Raw genomic sequence first — 18,308 nt, forward strand, 5'->3', positions numbered from 1 at the left:
GATATTATCAGAGATATTGTAATTCTTTGCAAAGGAAATCCTAAACTACTCGACCAGCTTATTCTTTCTGGCTAAGGTTTCGGACAACAATGTTTTGAAAACCTACCGGGTTTGGTTGCCCGGCAGTTCAGCCACTTGTTCAACGCCTACGCCAAAGCGTTTAATAAGCAGTATGACCGGCAAGGCAGCCTGTTTAGGGGAGACGTACAGCGGAAACTGGTGCCGCAGGAAAGCTACTACACCAAACTCATCCACTACATTCACTATAACCCGGTGCATCATGGCTTTGTACGGCAGCCGGAAGAGTGGAAACACAGTTCCTTTCACAGCCTGATTTCAGCCAGGCCTACCTTGCAACAACGGCAGGAGGTAATGGACTGGTTTGGCGGAACTGATGCCTATATCCGTTTTCACCGGCAGCGTCCGGACGACCGCCTGCTGACAAAACTTGAGTTTTGAATTTCCCGTGCCGTCCATTATTGTATATGCAACTTAGCAGTGGCTGTGGTGGCAGGTGCAGTTTATTCAAGACGTACTAAAATGACTCCTTAATATTTACTGCAGCTGCCACCATTACCGCTGCACCTGAAAAATCCACAGTTCGTTTTTTGAATGACACTTCTAACCTTCCTGCCCCTCTACATACTGCAGATACCATTCCGGCAGCTCATTTGTGTGGTAAATGATTTCTCCTTCCGGAATAAGTTCGGCTATAAATACAGGCTGTTCGCCTTCTGTAGAGTTATCGAATAAGTAGGCTCTGGTGCTGTTTTGTAATGCTCCCTTCAGGTGCTGCAACGATTTTGTATACCGGTCTCTGATATTTTTCTCTGGCACATCGTGCCCGCCCTGCGTAACCCGGTAGTGCACCCTGCCTATATTGATGAGAACATCTTTGGTGGTTACAAAATAGAGATACGTTCTGTAGCCTGCCTGCCTGGCTTTTTCCAGCAACCTGACCTTATCCTCACCAGACATAACAGTTTCGAAAGAGAACGATTGCTTGGTGTCGGTTAGCCTTTGCCTGAGCCAGTCTGCCAGAATGGCCGCGAGGTAATTTCCCACATAATCGGGTTCAAAGGGCGAAGAGGAATTTGGGAAGAATGGAACGTCTGAAAAGTCTGCTGCTGCTTCGGTTATTTTTATGGACTCAAATATTTTATTTAAGCCTTTCTTGTCCGCCAGTGGATGTGTGGTAAAGAAAGAAATAAAATCATTTAGCGAGGGAACCGGGAGGTTAAACCTGGTGAAGAGCAGGAAGGGGTGTTGGCGGAGCTCCTTCAACAGTTCATCAGCATTAATATATTGCCCGAGAAATTCGTTTACATCGTACTTTAGTTCTGCCAGCTTCTCTGAAACGTATTTTTTAAGTTCGCTTTTACCGGAACCATTTGGACCGGCAAACATGCGCAAACGGGGCTTTTCGCTCATCGTATTCTAAAACCACTCCTACCGGGAGTTACTTTTTTGCCAGGCTTTACGTAACCAACGACTTTTATTACTCCTTTAGCATTTACTTCTACTATTGTTGTTCCTCTTACAACTGTAACCGTTTCGCCGGAAGCAATAGCCTTTTTATAAGCTTCCTGAAAAGCATCTTTTGCTAAAGCAGGAATCAGCTCCTCTTTCTGTTCGAGTGTTTTTTTGAATTTTCTCATTTTGTAAAATTGTCAGTCTCAGCTATACCAAATATACATAAAATCAGCTGAAACAGTTTAAGCCTTCTCAATATTATCAACTAAAGTTCAAAGGAAATCAAAGAATAAATTGCCGCAAACAAATCCAACCGCAGTCCTTAAAGTAGCTTTTGGAGCTACCGGTGCTCCCGCTGTCTGGAAACGCTTAAGGTGGAGAATTCCTTTATCCGGTGATTCCACATTCAGAACACAATTTTCCTGTTAAAAATACAGACCGCCTAAGCAGAGGCTGTGGTGGCAGGGGCAGCAGAATGAAAATATCATAACAAAGCTCCTGTAAAAGAAGGTAATAGCTCCTGTTTAGTTTCAGCTAACCGTAAAAAGATAACCTTCAGTACCCACTACTGGTTAAATGACTGTGGTGCGTGCAGGTGGCGCGGCAGTAATCAATTCCAAACATTCGGAAAAGCGAAATTTAAAGCAACTTGAAAAGCGCGGTTTTACTTACAGAACCAGGTAAAGTCCCGGTGCATATCCTGTCCGGAACAGCTGTGCTGTGCTTTTTTATGTTTTTTTGTTTGATGGGCTGCTCGCGTAAAGTGGCTGTGGTGCAATTACCGTATCAGCCCCTGCAGGAATTCTCCCTGCCCGGCGAAGACGTGGCTCCTGCCAGGTGGTGGGTGACGTTTGAAGACCCGCAGCTGAACAGGCTGATAGACTCCTCACTGCAGTCCAATTTGCCTTTAAAAATTTTCTGGTACCAGTTTGAAGAAGCGAAGGCATTATTGAAGATCACCTCTGCGGCCAGGGTGCCGGATGTGTTTCTGCAGCTGCAGAGCGGCATCAGTCGCCCGGAGCCGGATTTTGCAGGGGGAGAGAATACGCAGCTTGCCCTGGGAGCCAGCTACGAAGCCGACCTGTGGGGCCGCATCCGGTACAGCATTCACGCCGAGGAATTCAGGTTCAAGGCCAGTTACTACGACTACAAAGCAGCCGCCGTCACGCTTACGGGGGAGGTGGCGCTGGCCTGGTTCCGGCTGAAGGCCAACCAACTGCAGCTTCAGCTGGTTGACGAACAACTGGAAACGAATGAGCAGGTGATGGCGCTTATCCGGAATCGCTTTGCCGGCGGACAGGTGCGCGGCGTGGATATTCTGCGCCAGCAGCAGCTGCTGGAAAGTACCAGGCTGCAACGGATAGCGCTGGAACTGCAACAGGAAATCCTGGAAAACCAACTGTCCGTGCTGCTCGGCCAGCCTCCCGGTGCGGTAGCGGAAGCTTCGGCGCAGCTACCTGGTTTACCGCCCTTGCCTGAAACGGGAGTTCCGTTACAGCTGGTGAACCGGAGGCCCGATGTTCAAAGCGCCTTTAACAGGCTGCAGGCTTCCGACCGGGAAGTGGCTGCCGCCATCAGCAACAAATACCCGCGCCTTACTTTTTCACTCTATGCGGCCTTAAGGTCAAACAACCTGATTGGCTTGTTCGAGTCGCAGGCTTATTCGCTTGGCAGCAGCCTGCTGGCGCCTATTTTTAATGCGGGCAGGCTCAGGGCCCGGGTAGACCAGGCAGAAGCTATCCGGCAGCAGCAACTAAACGATTACGGGCAGACGGTGCTGGTCGCATTCCAGGAAATAGAAAATGCGCTGATACAGGAGGTAAAACAGGTTCAGCAAATCGAAGTACTGGCAAAGCAGGTGGAGCTGGCGGAAAAAACCTTCGGGCAGCTCAGGTTCGAGTACCTGAACGGCTCGCTTCCTTACCTCGATGTGCTGGTTACGTTAAATCAGCTGCAACAGCTTCGCCGGGACCAGGTAACGGCCAGGCTTAGGCTGCTGGAAATACGGGTGAGCCTGTACCGGGCGCTGGCGGGCGGCTTTGAAACGGAAAGAGAAGTGATACGGGAGAAGGTGATGGAAGACTTGTAGCGCTTTGTCCTGATAAAACGTAAGCATTGGCATGTCCAAACGAAAGACCTTTATTATAAGTGCCCTTATCCTGCTGGTAAGCATTGGCATTACCGTGGTGGTGTTTATGACGGAACCGGAAGCCCAGCGGGAAGGCGCCAGTATCAACACGGCCATGCTGGTGGATGTGGTGCAGGTGAACCGGGACGACTATACGCCTACCGTCGTGGCAACCGGAACGGTGCAGGCAGCCAAAGACATTACCTTAAGCACACAGGTAGGCGGGGAGGTGATTCGCATCTCCGAGAACTTCACCCCCGGTGCTTTCGTGAAAAAAAACGAAGTGCTGCTCCAGATAAATCCCGCCGATTACCGGAATACGCTGCAGTTGAGAAGGAGCGACCTGGAACTGGCCAAATCGGACCTGCGGGTGGAGATGGGCAGGCAGGAGGTGGCCCGTAAAGATTATGCCTTAATCGGGGAGGAGCTGCCCGAACAAAACCAGGACCTGGTACTGCGCCAACCACAGCTGGAAGCTGCCAAAGCCAATGTGTCGGCAGCCGAAGCAGCCGTAGACCAGGCGCAGCTCAACCTGCAGCGCACCACCATCCGGGCACCTTTCGATGCCCACATTATCACACGGAATGCCAACACAGGCTCCCAACTGGCTCCCGGCACTGCTATAGGCCGATTGGTTGGCATGGAGGAGTATTGGGTGGCTGCCGATGTGCCGGTATCCAAAGTAAACTGGCTCACCTTTGCCAATAACTCTTCGGCGGAGGGTTCGGATGTAAAAATTATTGATGCCAACAGCTGGCCGGAAGGGCAGTATCGGCAGGGGAAACTATTCCGCTTAGTGGGAGCCCTCGACACCCAGACGCGGCTGGCAAGGGTCCTGATATCGGTGCCGGACCCGCTGGCCCGGAAAACGGCTGCGGATACCATTCCGCCCTTACTTATCGGAACGTTCGTGGAGGCGCATATCCAGGCAAAACAACTGCCCGATGTCATTCGCCTCAGCCGCGATTACCTGCGGCAGGGCAACACCGTATGGGTGATGAAGGCGGGCAAGCTCAACATCCGGAAGGTGGACATTCTCTTTGAAGACCCTTCGTATGCCTATATCCGGAAAGGCCTTTCGGATGGTGAGATGGTGGTAACAACAGACCTGTCGACGGTAGTGGAAGGCTCCAAGTTACGTACAGAAAGAACGAAGGCTGCACCCGACACGGCAGGAAAGGCAGGGGAGTAAACGCATGGAAAAACCAGAACAACCGGCTGAAGAAACACAGAAAGGGGCTATCGCTCTCATGGCCCGCAACCGTGTTATTACCAACCTGCTGATGTTTGTGCTGATTGGCGGCGGCATCTGGACGATGTACAAGGTGCAGAAGGAGGTGTACCCGCAGTTTCAGCTCGATTACGTGGAGATAAGCGTGGTGTACCCGGGAGCAGCCCCCACCGAAACCGAACAGGGAATCGTGCTGCCGGTGGAGGAAGCCATCAAAGGCGTGCAGGGCATCAAAGAGGTTACCTCGGTCGCCAACGAAGGTTCGGGGCGGGTAACGGTGGAGCTGGTGCCCGGCACCGACAGGATGAAAGCTTTCCAGGACATCGACCAGGCTGTCAGCCGCATCCAGACCTTCCCCGACGACATCGAACAGCCGCAGGTCAGGCTGCTGGACCAGCGGCGGGATGTGATGCAGATTGGCTTGTTCGGCGATGTGGATGTGTGGACGCTGCGCATCCTGGCCGAACGGCTGCGCAACCGCCTGCTGGCCAACGACGAAATCACGCAGGTGGAAATCGGCAACGTGCCTGACTTTGTTACCCATGTGGAGATTCCTGAGCATACCTTGCGGGAGTATAACCTGACCCTGGGCCAGGTGGCCGGCATCATCCGAAACTCCAGCGAAGACGTGCCGGCAGGCTCTATCGAAACACAGGCCGGCGAAGTGCTGCTCCGGATGCAGGAGCGGAAACTCTGGGCCGAAGAGCTGGCAAACATCGATGTCATCTCTTCCGAATCGGGCGCTACCGTGCAGTTGGGGGATATTGCCAATATAACAGACGGGTTTGAGGAAACCGGTTTTCACGGGCAGTTCAACCAGCAGAACACCGTAGACCTCGAAATCTTCCGGACCGGGAAACAGTCGCCGCTGGAGATTGAGGAGCTCGTGAAGGAAATTCTGGCAGACTATGAAAAGGCCCTGCCGCCGGGGGTACAGGTGCGGATTGATACGAACCGGGCAGAAGACTTCCGGGAGCGCCTGTCGCTTTTAACGGAAAACGGGCTGCTGGCCATTGTCATCGTGATGGTGATTCTGGGCCTGTTCCTGGAGTACCGGCTGGCTTTCTGGGTGATGATGGGCATGATTATTTCCTTTATCGGGGCCATGGTGCTGCTGCCTGTCATGGACATCAGCATTAACATGATTTCGATATTCGGCTTCCTGATTGTGATGGGGATTGTGGTGGACGACGCCATCGTGGTGGGGGAGAACATTTATGCCTACCGCCAGAAAGGCTACGGGTACATGGAAGCAGCCATCCTGGGCGCAAAAGATGTTTCCAGTCCCGTTATCTTCAGTATCCTGACGACCATCATCGCCTTTTTGCCGCTCCTGTTGATGCCCGGCGAAACTGGTAAATACTGGTGGCCTTTGCCTGTGGTGGTGATTGCCGTACTGGCCGTGTCGCTTTTCGAGGCGCTCTACATCCTGCCGTCGCATGTGGCGCATAAGCCGAAAGAGAACAAGTCCGGGGCGCTGCGGAAGCTGGAGAGCTGGCAAAACTCCATCGCCGAGGCGTTTGGCAGGTTTGCCGACCGCCGCTACCAGCCTTTCCTCGAACGCTGCCTGCGGAACCGCTACATTACCTTAACCTCTGCCATTGCCTTGTTGCTGATAGTCGGAGGCTATGGCTACAGCGGCCACATGGGCATGGTGCTGATGCCCGAAGAAGCCGCCGATGAAATAGAGTGCGCCGTACGCTTGCCCGTCGGCACCACCACCGAACAGGCCGCAAAAGTTGCCATCGAAATCACAAATTCGACACAACGCATGTTTGAGGAGCATAACCTGTACAGGGTGGCGGAGGGCATCAAAACCAACGTGCGCGGAAAAGATTTTATCGATGTGGAAATCGTGATGAAACCGCCGGACGAAATTGACATGACGGCCCAGGAAGTGATTGCGTTGTGGCGAAAAGAAATCGGGGACATTGAAGGCGTGGACCAGATTACGTTTGAAGCGGAACGCGGCCCCGGAGGTGCGCGCCAGGACATCAGCATCGACCTGAGCCATACCGATATCAAGGTGCTGGAGCGGGCCAGCCAGGCCTTTGTGGAACGGATGGAGGCTTTTGAGGAAACCCGCGACATCAGCGACAACTACAACATGGGCAAAATGCAGCTTGGGTTCGAGCTACTGCCCGAAGGCAGAAGCCTGGGCTTCACCCCATCCGGCGTAGGCCAGCAGGTACGCGATGCCTTTTTCGGGGCACTGGCCATGCGCCAGCTTCGCGGCATCAACGAAACCGAAATCCGGGTGAAGCTGCCGGAGGAGGAACGAAAGGATATGTACAACCTGGAAGAGTTTATCATCCGGGCACCCGATGGCACGGCCGTTCCTTTGCTCAACGTGGTGAAAGTTACTTCCGGCGAAACATTTGCCAACATCAACCGCAGGGACGGGCGCCGGGTCGTGAACGTCGGGATGGATGTGGAGCCGAACAATGCCCAGTCGCGCGTCTTAAAATCGTTAAACCAGGAAGTGCTCCCGCAGCTGCAGGCAGACTTCCCGGGCATCACCTGGACCTACGAGGGCAGTCAGGCAGAGATGCGGGAGTCGACGCAGGCGCTGTGGTCGGGCTTTATCATGGCCATGCTCCTGATTTTTTCGCTGCTGGCGGTGGCGCTGAACAGCTACATCCAACCGATTATCGTGATGCTGGCCATTCCGTTTGGCGTGGTGGGAGCGGTTATCGGCCACATCCTGCTGGGCTACGACCTTTCGCTGGTGAGCCTGATGGGCATCATTGCGCTCTCGGGCGTGGTGGTGAACGACTCGCTTATCATGATTGACTACGCCAACCGGAACCGCGGCGACCTCCCGGCCTACGAGGCCATCCACGAAGCCGGCATCCGGAGGTTCAGGCCCATTGTTCTCACCACCCTCACCACCTTTGGCGGCCTGACACCCATTATCCTGGAAACATCACGGCAAGCCTTTCAGCTGATACCTATGGCCATCTCATTGGGCTTCGGGATTATCTTCGCTACCGCCATTATTTTGGTTATCGTACCCTGCCTTTATTTGATTTTAGATGATGCTGTGAAGGCGATGAAGCGCAGCTGAGGGTGTGGTGGCTGCTGCAGAAGACTTTAGTGGGTGCGTTAGCTTGAAAATATACTAAAAAATGTTTCTGCTCCTGCCACCATTGCCTCTGCTCCTTATTTTTAACTCCTGCAGGTAATCACCTGTGCTCTTTCGGATGTTTTCATCCGAAAGTCAAAGCTGGGATTCTCCAGAACCCCGTGAACCGGTAGCATCGGCAAATTGCATTGGTAAGAAATTAAGAAACAGGATAGGTTGCTATGACTGTGTTTTAGGAAATACAGATTGGGAAGAACTTTAGAAAGTCCAAACATGTAGCTACATTTATTCGTACGCAGTAGGAATGAGTACCAAAGAATTAGCAAAAGCAGCCCTGGCCCCGGTCTTATGGGGCACCTTATATTATTTATCCACCGAAATACTTCCTAAGAACTATCCCTGGTTTATTTCCACCATGCGGGCGCTTCCCATTGGGCTTGTGCTCTTCCTGTACTACCGGCGGCTGCCGGAAGGAGCGTGGTGGTTTAAAAGCATAGTACTTGGTTTTGTTAGTGTAACAGTTGGCTTCGGAGTCTTTTTCTTAGGCGCCACCCGGCTTCCCGGCAGTGTCGCCTCCACCATCTTTGTGCTGCAGCCACTCATTGTGATTCTGCTTTGCCGCTTAATGCTCCAGGAGAAGGCGCACCTGCTTTCGCTGGGGGCCGGTGTGCTCGGGGTTGTTGGTGTAGGGCTATTGGTTTTAACAGCTGGAAACAGTATCGATACGATCGGTATCATCGCAACCGTAGTGGCCACACTTGCCTTTTCGCTGGGGGGAGTACTGATCAAAAAGTGGGGGATTCCGGTAAAGCTTCCTGTGTTCCTGAGCTGGATCTTTTTGAGCGGCGGGCTCATGCTGTTACCTTTTACGCTGCTACTGGAAAAGCAGATTCCCGCCTTCACGCTTAAAAACAGCCTTGGCTATGGGTATCTCAGCTTAGTTGCCACAGGTGTTGCGTACTTTTTCTGGTTTCGCGGCATCGATAAGATGAGCCCGAACATTACCTCTTTCCTGATCCTTTTCTCGCCGTTGGTGGCATCCGTTATCGGTTTGTTTTTCCTGGGCGAAACCTTCACCGCCTGGCAGGGACTTGGCGCATTTACGGTCGTCGCATCCGTGGTGTTGGGGGAGATGGGACAAAGCAAAAAGATGCGAAGAAAAGGCCTGCGCCTCTACAGCCAGTTCAGGCATAAAGCAGTTGCGATGGTCAGGTAGAGTTATGTTTTATTCTTTGGTAGGGGGTAATACCAAATAGTAAATAACCTATTCCATATAAATTACTCCTTTTGTCATCCCGAAGGGATCTCGTAGGCGAACTGCACAAAGACCAGCTACAAGAAGGTTTAAAATGAAGATCCTTTTGCCAACCAAAATGCAGTTCGCCCAAAAGATCCCTCCGGGATGACAACGGGGAATGGTTTGTGGAACTGCGTAAATACTATTTGGTATAAGAAAGAAGGTAAGAGTTTTAAAGCATCTGTGTCTGCATACCATATCATAAAAAAAGAGGCTGTCCGAAAAGTCGAAACAGCCTCTTTTTTTAAATAAAGAAACCCGGAAGAGCAGCTTTATTTTTGGATAAGTGCACGTTGCCGGGCACACTTCGAAGGTATGACACTATTTCTTACCCCGCAGGTAGTCCTCGTATTCAAGCGAGGCCATGATGAACGTTCCGATGGCCTTTCCTTCATTTTCAACAATGGTAACATCTTTGCCGCACAGGTAATAATTTACTGTTCCTGTTCGGGAAGGATCTTTGGCAGGACCTAAGCCGGCCGAAGCACAGGTTTGTATGATGTTGGTTTTGCCATCAGCTTCGCGGATAAATTCTTTCAGCAGGCCCTGGTAAGCCTTTTCTGCCACCGGCGCATAAGTCGCTTTATCGAGGAGGCCAAGCCTGATTCCTTTCAGGTATGCATAAGTGAAGATAGAGGAGGCAGATGCTTCTAAATAATTAGGAGCAGTACAGACATTGTACACTTCACCTGCAATGGTATCGCCCTTGCCATCTGCCGTCTTGGTGCCGTCGTACTGCAGCAGCTGGTACCACACACCCGATTCCTGGTCCTGCCGGCGTTTCAGGCCTGCCGCAACCTGCTTGTATATCTCCAGCACATTGTTGTACTCTTTGTGGTCTTTCGGCATATATTCCAGTACATCTGCCAGTGCGGCAAAATACCAGCCCATGCCGCGTCCCCAGAACTCTTCACTGGCCCCTAAAAAAGGTTCCTGTTTATTTGCCCAGAACGAATTCGGATCGGTTGGCTCAGCCGACCAGGCATGGTAGTTCAGTTGTTTTTCCGGGTTATAAGTATACTGGTGGATGGTCTTGAACTGCAGGGCGATATCGTCCCAGCTTTCTACATGCTCTTTGGAGTCGGGTTCTCCGAAGTTGTACTGCCATTGTGCATAGATTGGCGACCCCATGTACAGACCGTCGAGCCACATCTGGTTAGGGTAAACGGCTTTGTGATAGAAGCCGCCGGTGCCAGGCAATTCTTCCGGGATTCGTGCATGGTCATACTTTAAGGTATTGCGAAGCATGGTGGCTGCAGTTTTATACCGTTCGGCATCTTTGGTGTTGCCTCTTTTCAATTCCTCTTCATAAAGCGTGAAAAAGATTCTTCCGGCAGGCAAGTCGTCGATATTGCTTGGCCTGATCGCAGAGCCTCCCTGGGAATTGAGGATCATGGTGCCGTCTTCATTCAGGTTCCTGTCGGCAAATGCTTTTACGGCATCATAATATTCGGTTTTCTCCGGGTACATGATCCAGGCTTTGAGTACAGCACTGGCAACAAGTCCCGAAACATAATCCCAACCGGTGTCAGCTAATTTTTCCTGGTGGTGCCGGTTTGTGTAAAAATCAACCAGTCCGTGCGACTCCACCATTTTCTGTGACCAGGTGGGGGAATTGTCTTCATTCTTTACAGTCCTGCAGGCAACAAGCATGAACAAGGCAACAGCAAGCAAAAGGCATTTTCTCATGATACGTAATCGTGATATTGTTATCAGATACTTTAGATAATGGGGTATAAATAGAAGTTGTAAGCTTAACGCCTCACAAATATAGGATCATTACAGTGTATTTCCATATAACTTTCAGGAACGGCTTTAACTACAGGGCTATTCTCATTTTAGAGTACAATAGAAAATGGAGGAGCTGCATAAGGTTAAAAAAAGCGTGTGAAGGCCGAACGATAAAATAACTTCAACCTGAGTTGAAGGGCTTTCAGGTAGTCCGAAGGAGTGATTTGAAAATGGATTATTTCATACATGTGTGTTTTTTGCGTATATTTGATTTTCTTAATTTTGCTGCATGGCAACAAACACAGAGCGTCCGCTATCAGACTTCAACTCCGACTTAAAGCTAAAAGGCTTTAACGTGTTTCAGATTGAAGGCGACGGTCAGGCCACGCGCATCTACAGCAGGAAAGACTTCTACAAAATTTGCCTCACAACCGGGAAGAGCGTCATCCACTATGCCGACCGTAGTTTTGAGCAGGAAGGCACAGTTTTGTTTTTCGGCAACCCCCACATCCCGTACTCCTGGGAAACCATCTCCACCACGTATGTCGGGTACACGGTACTTTTTTCGGAGGACTTCTTTAGTGCGTCTGAGCGCTCGGAAAGCCTGCAGCACTCGCCTTTGTTCAAGATCGGCGGCACGCCCGTGCTGAAGATAACGGAGGCGCAGCGGGAGTTCCTCAACACCATCTTCCGGAAAATGATTGAGGAGCAGCAGACGGATTATGCCTACAAAGACGACCTGATTCGCAACTACATTCATCTGATCATCCACGAGGCCCTGAAACTGGAGCCTTCGGAGAACTTTGACCAGCATAAGAACGCCGCCTCCCGCCTTACTTCTGTTTTTTTGGAGCTTCTGGAAAGGCAGTTCCCAATAGAAACGATGGACAGGCCGCTGCAACTGAAGACGCCGCAGGACTATGCCAAAAGCCTGAGCGTACATGTCAATTACCTGAACCGGGCTGTGAAAGAGGTAACCGGCAAGCCTACAAGTGCCCATATTTCCGAACGCATCATCAGCGAGGCAAAGGCCCTTTTGCAGCACACCGATTGGAACATTGCCGACATTGCTTATGCGCTTGGCTTCGAATACCCCACCTATTTTAACAATTACTTCAAACGCCTTACCGGCACTACCCCCAAAACCCTGCGCGAACAGGAGGTTTGAATTTCATAAGCATTGGTTTGATTTTCATTACCTGATCCGGTAAGGACTGGCATACCTTTGCAGTATGTTATCTGAGGCAATACGTATGGTTAAGTCACTGGTTGAAGATAGCGCCACCCGTGCGGCATGTCCATTTTTAAATTTGGCTTTAGCGGCTGGCACTGTTTAAAAAGTTGAATGATGAAACTGATGAATTTCATTTTATCCATAACTGTACTTATGTTGGCTGCCGCTTTCACTTTTTTTCAACAGGCCAGTTTCGGCGGCCGCCCTACCGGGGAGCGTCTGGCTCTGATAAAAAAATCCGGGAACTACCGGAAAGGTAAGTTCCAGAACCTCAGCCCTACACCCTCCTTAGCGGAAGGGTACAATTATTTTGGAGTACTTTATAACTTCATTTTTGGAAAGAAAGATGACCTGGTGCCCAAGAGCGCCATTCCATCTGTAACCACGGATTTACAGACGCTGCCGCCCGAGCAAGACCTGCTGGTTTGGTTCGGCCATTCGTCTTATTTGCTGCAACTGGAAGGTAAAACCATTTTAGTAGACCCTGTCCTGAACGGCTATGCAGCCCCCTTCAGCTGGATGAACAAAGCTTTTAAGGGAGCCAATACCTATCAGGTGGAGGATCTGCCATTTATAGACTATCTGCTCATTACCCATGACCATTACGACCACCTGGATTATGAAACGGTTAAAGCGCTCAGAGAGAAGGTTGGAAAAGTAGTATGCGCATTAGGCGTAGGTGCCCACCTGGAGAAATGGGGTTACCCGGCATCGCAGCTGATCGAGGAAGACTGGGGTGATGCAGTCGATTTGGATGATCGAATCAAGCTTTATTTTACACCGGCACGTCACTTTTCAGGCAGAAGCATCTTCTCCAACAATACCCTGTGGACCTCCTATGTGTTGAAAACCCCTGCCAGAAAAATATTTGTAGGGGGCGATAGCGGCTACGATAAGCACTTTGCAGCTATCGGAGAACAATTCGGAGGCTTTGACCTGGCTATACTGGAGAACGGGCAATACAACGAAGCCTGGCGCTATATTCACACGATGCCGGAGGAGGTGTTGCAGGCCGGTAAAGACCTGCGGGCCAGAAGAACGTTTCCGGTGCACTTCGGCAAGTTCGACTTAGGCGGCCACGCCTGGAATGAGCCACTGACAAAGATTACCCAGCTAAACGAGCAATATAAACAAACCCTGGTTACACCCATGATTGGGCAGGTGGTGCAGTTAGCTAATGAAAATCAGGAATTTGAGAGGTGGTGGGAGCAACTGATTAAGCCTGTCACTTTAAATAAAGATGATATGAAACTTAAAATAACCGTCGGTCAGAAAGTGCTCACCGCTACTGCGTACGACAACCCGACAGCCAGAGACTTCCTTTCGCTGCTACCTATAACCCTGACCCTGCAGGACTATGACGGAACAGAGAAAGTAAGTGATTTGCCCAGGAAACTGACGACTGCGGATGCGCCTGCTGGGTATAAACCTTCCGTTGGTGACATTACCTATTATGCCCCGTGGGGAAATCTGGCCCTGTTTTACAAGGATTTTAGTTTTGCCAGCGGCTTGGTTGCCATAGGTAAAATTGACGGCGAAGCAGATGCTTTCAAAACGTCAGGTCCGGTCCGGGTTACAATTGAGTTACTTCCATAAACCAAAATCCTTCAACTATGAAAACACGAAATATACAACTATCGCTTGGCTTTGCACTTGCTTCCGCTGCTTTGCTTACAGCTGGCTGTCAAGAGCAAACAACAGAGAGAGAGCCAGAGAGCGCAGCCGGTAATGCAACACAGGCAATTTTCCAGAAAGGAGAAAAAGCGCCTGCCGAAAATTTTACCGGTACCGCCTGGGTCACAAACCTGGTAGCTCCGGACTCAATCTATACCACCGCAACCGGAAGCGTAGTCTTTGAAGCAGGCGCGAGGACCAACTGGCATTCGCATCCGCCGGGGCAGCTTTTACTGGTTACGGAAGGTGTCGGTTATCACCAGATAGAGGGCGAACATAAGCAGACCATACGGAAAGGCGATGTCGTAAAATGTCCGCCTAATGTAACGCATTGGCACGGCGCTACTCCCGACAGCAGCATGACTCACATCTACATTGTTCCTAATACGGATGAAGGCATCGTGAACTGGAAGCAACCTGTGACCGATGAGGAGTTTAACCGAAAAAACTGATCGAGTGCAGGAAAATTAAACTGAGCAACAACATCGAAAGGTAACTGCCGGCAACGGTACATGGATAACCGTTATACCTGATGCAAACCATATTAATTTTAAATAAACAAAGGAGATAATATAATGATTTTACAAGAAAAATATACACTGGCAAATGGCGTTGAGATACCTAAACTGGCGCTTGGAACGTGGTTTATCAGCAATGAAGATGTCGTGCAGTCAGTGAAAGATGCCGTAGAAATTGGTTACCGCCACATAGATACTGCCCAGGCTTACCAGAACGAGAGCGGGGTGGGAGAAGGCATCAGAGCCTGTGGTGTGAACAGAGAGGATGTATTTGTAACCACCAAGCTTGCCGCTGAAGTAAAGTCCTACAACGAAGCCGTTGCCTCAATTGACAAATCACTCCAAAAATTAGGGCTTGATTATATTGACCTGATGATCATTCACAGCCCGCAACCATGGGCAAAATTCGGTGGAAATGATCGCTACTTCGAAGGAAACCGGGAAGCGTGGCGAGCGCTTGAAGAAGCTTATAATGCAGGAAAACTTCGCGCCATTGGCGTTTCGAACTTCACAAAAGCAGACATCGACAACATCCTGGATTCCTGCTCTGTAAAGCCAATGGTAAACCAGGTGCTGGCGCACATCAGCAATACACCTACGGACTTGATTCAGTACTGCCAGGATAAAAACATTCTCGTGGAGGCCTATTCACCGATCGGTCATGGTGAGTTGCTGAAAAATGAAGAGGTTAAAAAAATGGCTGAACAGTATGGTGTTTCCGTGCCTCAGCTGGGAATTCGCTATGACCTGCAGCTTGGCCTTCTTCCAATTCCAAAGACGTCCAATCCGAATCATATGAAAGCCAATGCAGAAGTGGATTTTGAAATTTCTGATAAGGATATGGATAGCCTGAAAAATGTAAAGCATATTCAGGATTACGGCGAGGCCAGCGTGTTTCCTGTTTTCGCAAGGGAATAAACCTGAAAAACAAATCTTTGGATGTGCTGCTAATGCCTGCAGCTGCACAAGAAAAATAATTAAAATCAGCATATCATGAAAATCATAAAAAACGAACAACTCAATTCCATGAAAGGGCCGGAAGACTGGTTCACCGGATCAGTCCGAATTGACACGCTGTTTCAGAAACAGGAAGCAACAAAAGCTGCCGGGGCGCTGGTAACGTTTGAGCCCGGAGCCAGAACGGCCTGGCACACGCACCCGGCAGGGCAGACCTTAATTGTGCAGTCCGGGTTAGGCTGGGTACAGCGCGAAGGCGGCCCGATTGAAGAGATTCGCCCAGGTGATGTGGTGTGGTTTGAACCAAACGAAAAGCACTGGCATGGAGCTTCTCCGAACAAAGCCATGAGTCACATTGCCATTCAGGAAGAGTTGGATGGGGAAGTCGTGGAATGGATGGAGAAAGTCACGGACGAGCAGTATAACCGTTCTAACTAACTGCGGTACAAACGCCGTTCGGACAGCAGTAGCCATCAATCCCCCTGCTTCGTTTGCAAAGAGAGATAAAGCTTCGCTCGAACTTAAGCAGGAGCAAAGGGTATGGTCAGTGGTGCAGCTAAACTAAATTCTCTATTAGGTTTCTTCTATATATTTTATTTACTTCCATAAAAAATAAAGTTTGCAGCCACTGCCACCACAGCCATACATCCGAGAAATTTAGTTTTAACCATGCAAATCATAAAACCACTAATTCTAATCCTGTTATCTGCCATTTTAGTTCTTCATCCCGATAGCGTACATGCGCAGGAGCTGTTAACAAATGTTTATGACCAGGAAACTTTTAGCCTGAATGGCAAGTGGCAATACATCATGGACCCCTACGAAACCGGTTTTTACGATTACCGCTTTAAAGAGAAAGGGCAACGGGACCCCGGAGCGTACTGGAACAGTGGTGTACCCAAGGACAAGACTGCTATGGTAGAACATGGCTATGATGACCAATATACTATTAATGTGCCGGGAGACTGGAACTCGCAGGATCCAAAGTTCTCGTACTACGAGGGTACGGTCTGGTATAAAAAGTCTTTTGATTATCAGAAGAAAGATGCGTCTAACAGGCTTTTTGTATACTTTGGCGCGGTTAACTACCAGGCTGATGTTTACCTGAATGGCAAGAAGTTAGGGTCGCACAAAGGAGGGTTTACGCCATTCCAGTTCGAGATAGATGATTCCATTTTAAAGGAGAAAGGTAATTACCTGGTTGTAAAAGTCGACAATAAAAGGGCGAAGGATGAAGTGCCGACGGTTAACACCGACTGGTGGAACTACGGCGGCATCACCAGAGATGTAATGCTGGTAGAAACTCCGCAACTGTTTGTTGAAGACTATTTCATGCATCTCAACACACCTAGTTCAAAGTTGCAACCAACAACAAGAAAGGCTGAAGTAAGCGGTTGGGTGAAATTGAACGGGGCAAAAAAAGGTGAGCCCGTTACCATCGAAATTCCTGAGCTAAAAGTAAAAAAGACTATAACGTTTACAGACTCGGCTACGCATTTCACCATGATATTGCCAAAAGTAGAGCTGTGGTCTGATCAAAACCCGAAGCGCTATGAGATCATTGTCAGCGCGGCAAATGATAAACTACATGATAAAATAGGGTTCAGAAAAATTGAAGTTTCCGGCAAAGACATTTTGTTAAATGGGAAGCCTGTTTTCTTACGTGGAATCTGCCTGCATGAAGAAATATCAACCGAACTGAGAAGGGCTAACACAAAAAAAGATGCCCTCACCTTACTGGGCTGGGCCAGGGAATTAAACTGTAATTTTGTGCGACTGGCCCATTATCCGCATAACGAACACATTGTCCGTGCAGCCGACTCCTTAGGCATCATGATGTGGTCTGAAATTCCTGTTTACTGGACAATAGACTTTGGCAACCCGGAGGTATTGGCAAAAGCCCGGCTACAGCTCAGGGAAATGATTGCCCGGGACCGCAACAAGGCTAGCGTGATCATCTGGTCGGTTGGTAATGAAACGCCGGTTTCGCCTACCCGGACGGAATTTATGAAAAACCTGGTTCAATCCGCAAAGCAACTCGACGCTACCCGCCTGATTTCAGCAGCGCTGGAAGTACATTACAATCCTGAGCTGAATACAATCGACGACCCGCTAGGTGCCTATACCGATGTGGTTTCAGTTAATGAGTACCTGGGTTGGTATACAGGATTGCCATCTTACTGCCAGACAGCGCAGTGGAAGACGATGTACGATAAGCCCTTGATCATCAGTGAAACCGGTGCAGGTGCTTTGGCTGGTTTTCATGCTGATTCCTTAACCCGGTGGAGTGAAGAGTACCAGGAATGGTTTTATCGTGAACAAATAAAAATGATGAAGCGAATGCCCGAAAACTATACCGGTATAACACCCTGGATACTCGTGGATTTCAGGTCACCGAAAAGGAATAACCCGGTTTACCAGAATGGCTGGAACAGGAAGGGTTTAATCGGGGATGATGGAAAGAAGAAAAAGGCATTTTTCGTACTTAAAAAATATTATGAAGAAATAGAAAAACAGCGCAGGTAGGCAGAGCCGTCTTACCATGATTGGCAGGCGTGGATGGTGCAGTTAAAAGCATTTGAAATGCAAGTCTTTTCCGGTACTGAAATATCTTATAAAGCAAGAAAAATGGTTAACTGAGGCCTTTCGGATAAGTAGGTATATCAAAAAAATAGCCGCTCCACATTAATTGGAGCGGCTGTTTTGCAGTAGTAGTCCGTAGGGGAATCGTGATTCCTGTACAAACAGATAATTATCAATACTTTACGTGGCTTCTGTTTTGCGACTCACCGAATCACACACCACTTTTTTCTTCAGTTTGGCTGCAAATGCTATAAAACAAATATAGCATTATTGATTTTAAGAGTCAATTATGTTCTTCCTGAATTGCACCTGTATATTCAAAGTACAAAAAAGTTTATCCCTTCTGAAAGGTGCAGTATCTCGCGGTTTGGTGCGAGAAGCAAGATGTATTTTTGTA

At 49.5% G+C, this 18,308-nt stretch carries 14 protein-coding genes; 11 read left to right on the forward strand and 3 right to left on the reverse strand.

The genetic code is table 11. The features are described from left to right. Positions 1 to 111 precede the first annotated feature (111 nt). Positions 112 to 459 (forward strand): hypothetical protein, encoded by a 348-nt coding sequence (locus tag DCW36_RS08035; RefSeq protein WP_125185545.1) that lies wholly within the window; start codon positions 112 to 114, stop codon positions 457 to 459. A gap of 162 nt (positions 460 to 621) precedes the next feature. Here DCW36_RS08035 and DCW36_RS08040 read toward each other — a convergent pair whose 3' ends face one another. Both DCW36_RS08040 and DCW36_RS08045 read right to left on the reverse strand, forming a co-directional pair. Further along, positions 622 to 1,431 (reverse strand): zeta toxin family protein, encoded by an 810-nt coding sequence (locus DCW36_RS08040; protein WP_114784818.1) that lies wholly within the window; start codon positions 1,429 to 1,431, stop codon positions 622 to 624. Further along, complete coding sequence (locus tag DCW36_RS08045; protein WP_125185546.1) at positions 1,428 to 1,658, reverse strand: hypothetical protein; 231 nt, start codon at positions 1,656 to 1,658, stop codon at positions 1,428 to 1,430. The genes DCW36_RS08040 and DCW36_RS08045 overlap by 4 nt, the downstream gene beginning before the upstream one ends. Positions 1,659 to 2,245: 587 nt before the next feature. On the opposite strand from DCW36_RS08045, the gene DCW36_RS08050 reads away from it, so the two are divergent. The 4 genes from DCW36_RS08050 (at position 2,246) to DCW36_RS08065 (ending at position 9,133) form a co-directional block, all read left to right on the forward strand. Continuing rightward, positions 2,246 to 3,562 carry an efflux transporter outer membrane subunit gene (locus tag DCW36_RS08050; protein WP_164891066.1) on the forward strand — a complete coding sequence of 439 codons (1,317 nt, stop codon included), beginning with the start codon at positions 2,246 to 2,248 and terminating at the stop codon, positions 3,560 to 3,562. Between the two features lie 31 nt (positions 3,563 to 3,593). Further along, positions 3,594 to 4,793: an efflux RND transporter periplasmic adaptor subunit gene (locus tag DCW36_RS08055; RefSeq protein ID WP_114784822.1), complete on the forward strand. Its 1,200-nt coding sequence runs from the start codon at positions 3,594 to 3,596 to the stop codon at positions 4,791 to 4,793. 4 nt (positions 4,794 to 4,797) lie between these two features. Further along, a complete protein-coding gene (locus DCW36_RS08060; RefSeq protein WP_114784824.1) occupies positions 4,798 to 7,899 on the forward strand; it encodes an efflux RND transporter permease subunit in 3,102 nt (1,033 codons plus the stop codon). Positions 7,900 to 8,221: 322 nt separating this feature from the next. After that, positions 8,222 to 9,133: an EamA family transporter gene (locus DCW36_RS08065; protein ID WP_114784826.1), complete on the forward strand. Its 912-nt coding sequence runs from the start codon at positions 8,222 to 8,224 to the stop codon at positions 9,131 to 9,133. 402 nt (positions 9,134 to 9,535) lie between these two features. Here the strand turns inward: DCW36_RS08065 and DCW36_RS08070 are convergent, their stop codons facing one another. Next, entirely contained in the window at positions 9,536 to 10,903 is a 1,368-nt protein-coding gene (locus tag DCW36_RS08070; RefSeq protein ID WP_205702891.1) for a glycoside hydrolase family 88/105 protein, read from the reverse strand. Positions 10,904 to 11,234: 331 nt separating this feature from the next. Between DCW36_RS08070 and DCW36_RS08075 the strand changes: the two genes are divergently transcribed. From DCW36_RS08075 to DCW36_RS08100, 6 genes are all read left to right on the forward strand, one after another. Then, positions 11,235 to 12,113: a helix-turn-helix domain-containing protein gene (locus tag DCW36_RS08075; protein ID WP_114784830.1), complete on the forward strand. Its 879-nt coding sequence runs from the start codon at positions 11,235 to 11,237 to the stop codon at positions 12,111 to 12,113. Between the two features lie 189 nt (positions 12,114 to 12,302). Next, entirely contained in the window at positions 12,303 to 13,775 is a 1,473-nt protein-coding gene (locus tag DCW36_RS08080) for a cyclophilin-like fold protein (RefSeq protein WP_114784840.1), read from the forward strand. Between the two features lie 17 nt (positions 13,776 to 13,792). Next, the gene (locus DCW36_RS08085) at positions 13,793 to 14,305 is read left to right on the forward strand and encodes a (R)-mandelonitrile lyase (protein ID WP_114784832.1); all 513 of its coding nucleotides are present in this window, start codon (positions 13,793 to 13,795) and stop codon (positions 14,303 to 14,305) included. Between the two features lie 123 nt (positions 14,306 to 14,428). Beyond that, positions 14,429 to 15,289 (forward strand): aldo/keto reductase, encoded by an 861-nt coding sequence (locus DCW36_RS08090; RefSeq protein ID WP_114784834.1) that lies wholly within the window; start codon positions 14,429 to 14,431, stop codon positions 15,287 to 15,289. Between the two features lie 75 nt (positions 15,290 to 15,364). Further along, positions 15,365 to 15,766 (forward strand): (R)-mandelonitrile lyase, encoded by a 402-nt coding sequence (locus tag DCW36_RS08095; RefSeq protein ID WP_205702892.1) that lies wholly within the window; start codon positions 15,365 to 15,367, stop codon positions 15,764 to 15,766. Positions 15,767 to 15,997: 231 nt separating this feature from the next. Then, entirely contained in the window at positions 15,998 to 17,854 is a 1,857-nt protein-coding gene (locus DCW36_RS08100) for a glycoside hydrolase family 2 protein (protein WP_114784838.1), read from the forward strand. The last annotated feature ends 454 nt before the right edge of the window (positions 17,855 to 18,308 follow it).

It is taken from the genome of Botryobacter ruber (assembly GCF_003347595.2).
GTDB classification, from domain to species: Bacteria; Bacteroidota; Bacteroidia; order Cytophagales; family Hymenobacteraceae; genus Pontibacter; species Pontibacter ruber_A.

Coding starts and splice junctions, on each gene's coding strand:
- DCW36_RS08040 (WP_114784818.1), bottom strand. CDS start 1,431: ATGAGCGAAAAGCCCCGTTTGCGCATGTTTGCCGGTCCAAATGGTTCC.
- DCW36_RS08045 (WP_125185546.1), bottom strand. CDS start 1,658: ATGAGAAAATTCAAAAAAACACTCGAACAGAAAGAGGAGCTGATTCCT.
- DCW36_RS08055 (WP_114784822.1), top strand. CDS start 3,594: ATGTCCAAACGAAAGACCTTTATTATAAGTGCCCTTATCCTGCTGGTA.
- DCW36_RS08060 (WP_114784824.1), top strand. CDS start 4,798: ATGGAAAAACCAGAACAACCGGCTGAAGAAACACAGAAAGGGGCTATC.
- DCW36_RS08065 (WP_114784826.1), top strand. CDS start 8,222: ATGAGTACCAAAGAATTAGCAAAAGCAGCCCTGGCCCCGGTCTTATGG.
- DCW36_RS08070 (WP_205702891.1), bottom strand. CDS start 10,903: ATGAGAAAATGCCTTTTGCTTGCTGTTGCCTTGTTCATGCTTGTTGCC.
- DCW36_RS08075 (WP_114784830.1), top strand. CDS start 11,235: ATGGCAACAAACACAGAGCGTCCGCTATCAGACTTCAACTCCGACTTA.
- DCW36_RS08080 (WP_114784840.1), top strand. CDS start 12,303: ATGAATTTCATTTTATCCATAACTGTACTTATGTTGGCTGCCGCTTTC.
- DCW36_RS08085 (WP_114784832.1), top strand. CDS start 13,793: ATGAAAACACGAAATATACAACTATCGCTTGGCTTTGCACTTGCTTCC.
- DCW36_RS08090 (WP_114784834.1), top strand. CDS start 14,429: ATGATTTTACAAGAAAAATATACACTGGCAAATGGCGTTGAGATACCT.
- DCW36_RS08095 (WP_205702892.1), top strand. CDS start 15,365: ATGAAAATCATAAAAAACGAACAACTCAATTCCATGAAAGGGCCGGAA.
- DCW36_RS08100 (WP_114784838.1), top strand. CDS start 15,998: ATGCAAATCATAAAACCACTAATTCTAATCCTGTTATCTGCCATTTTA.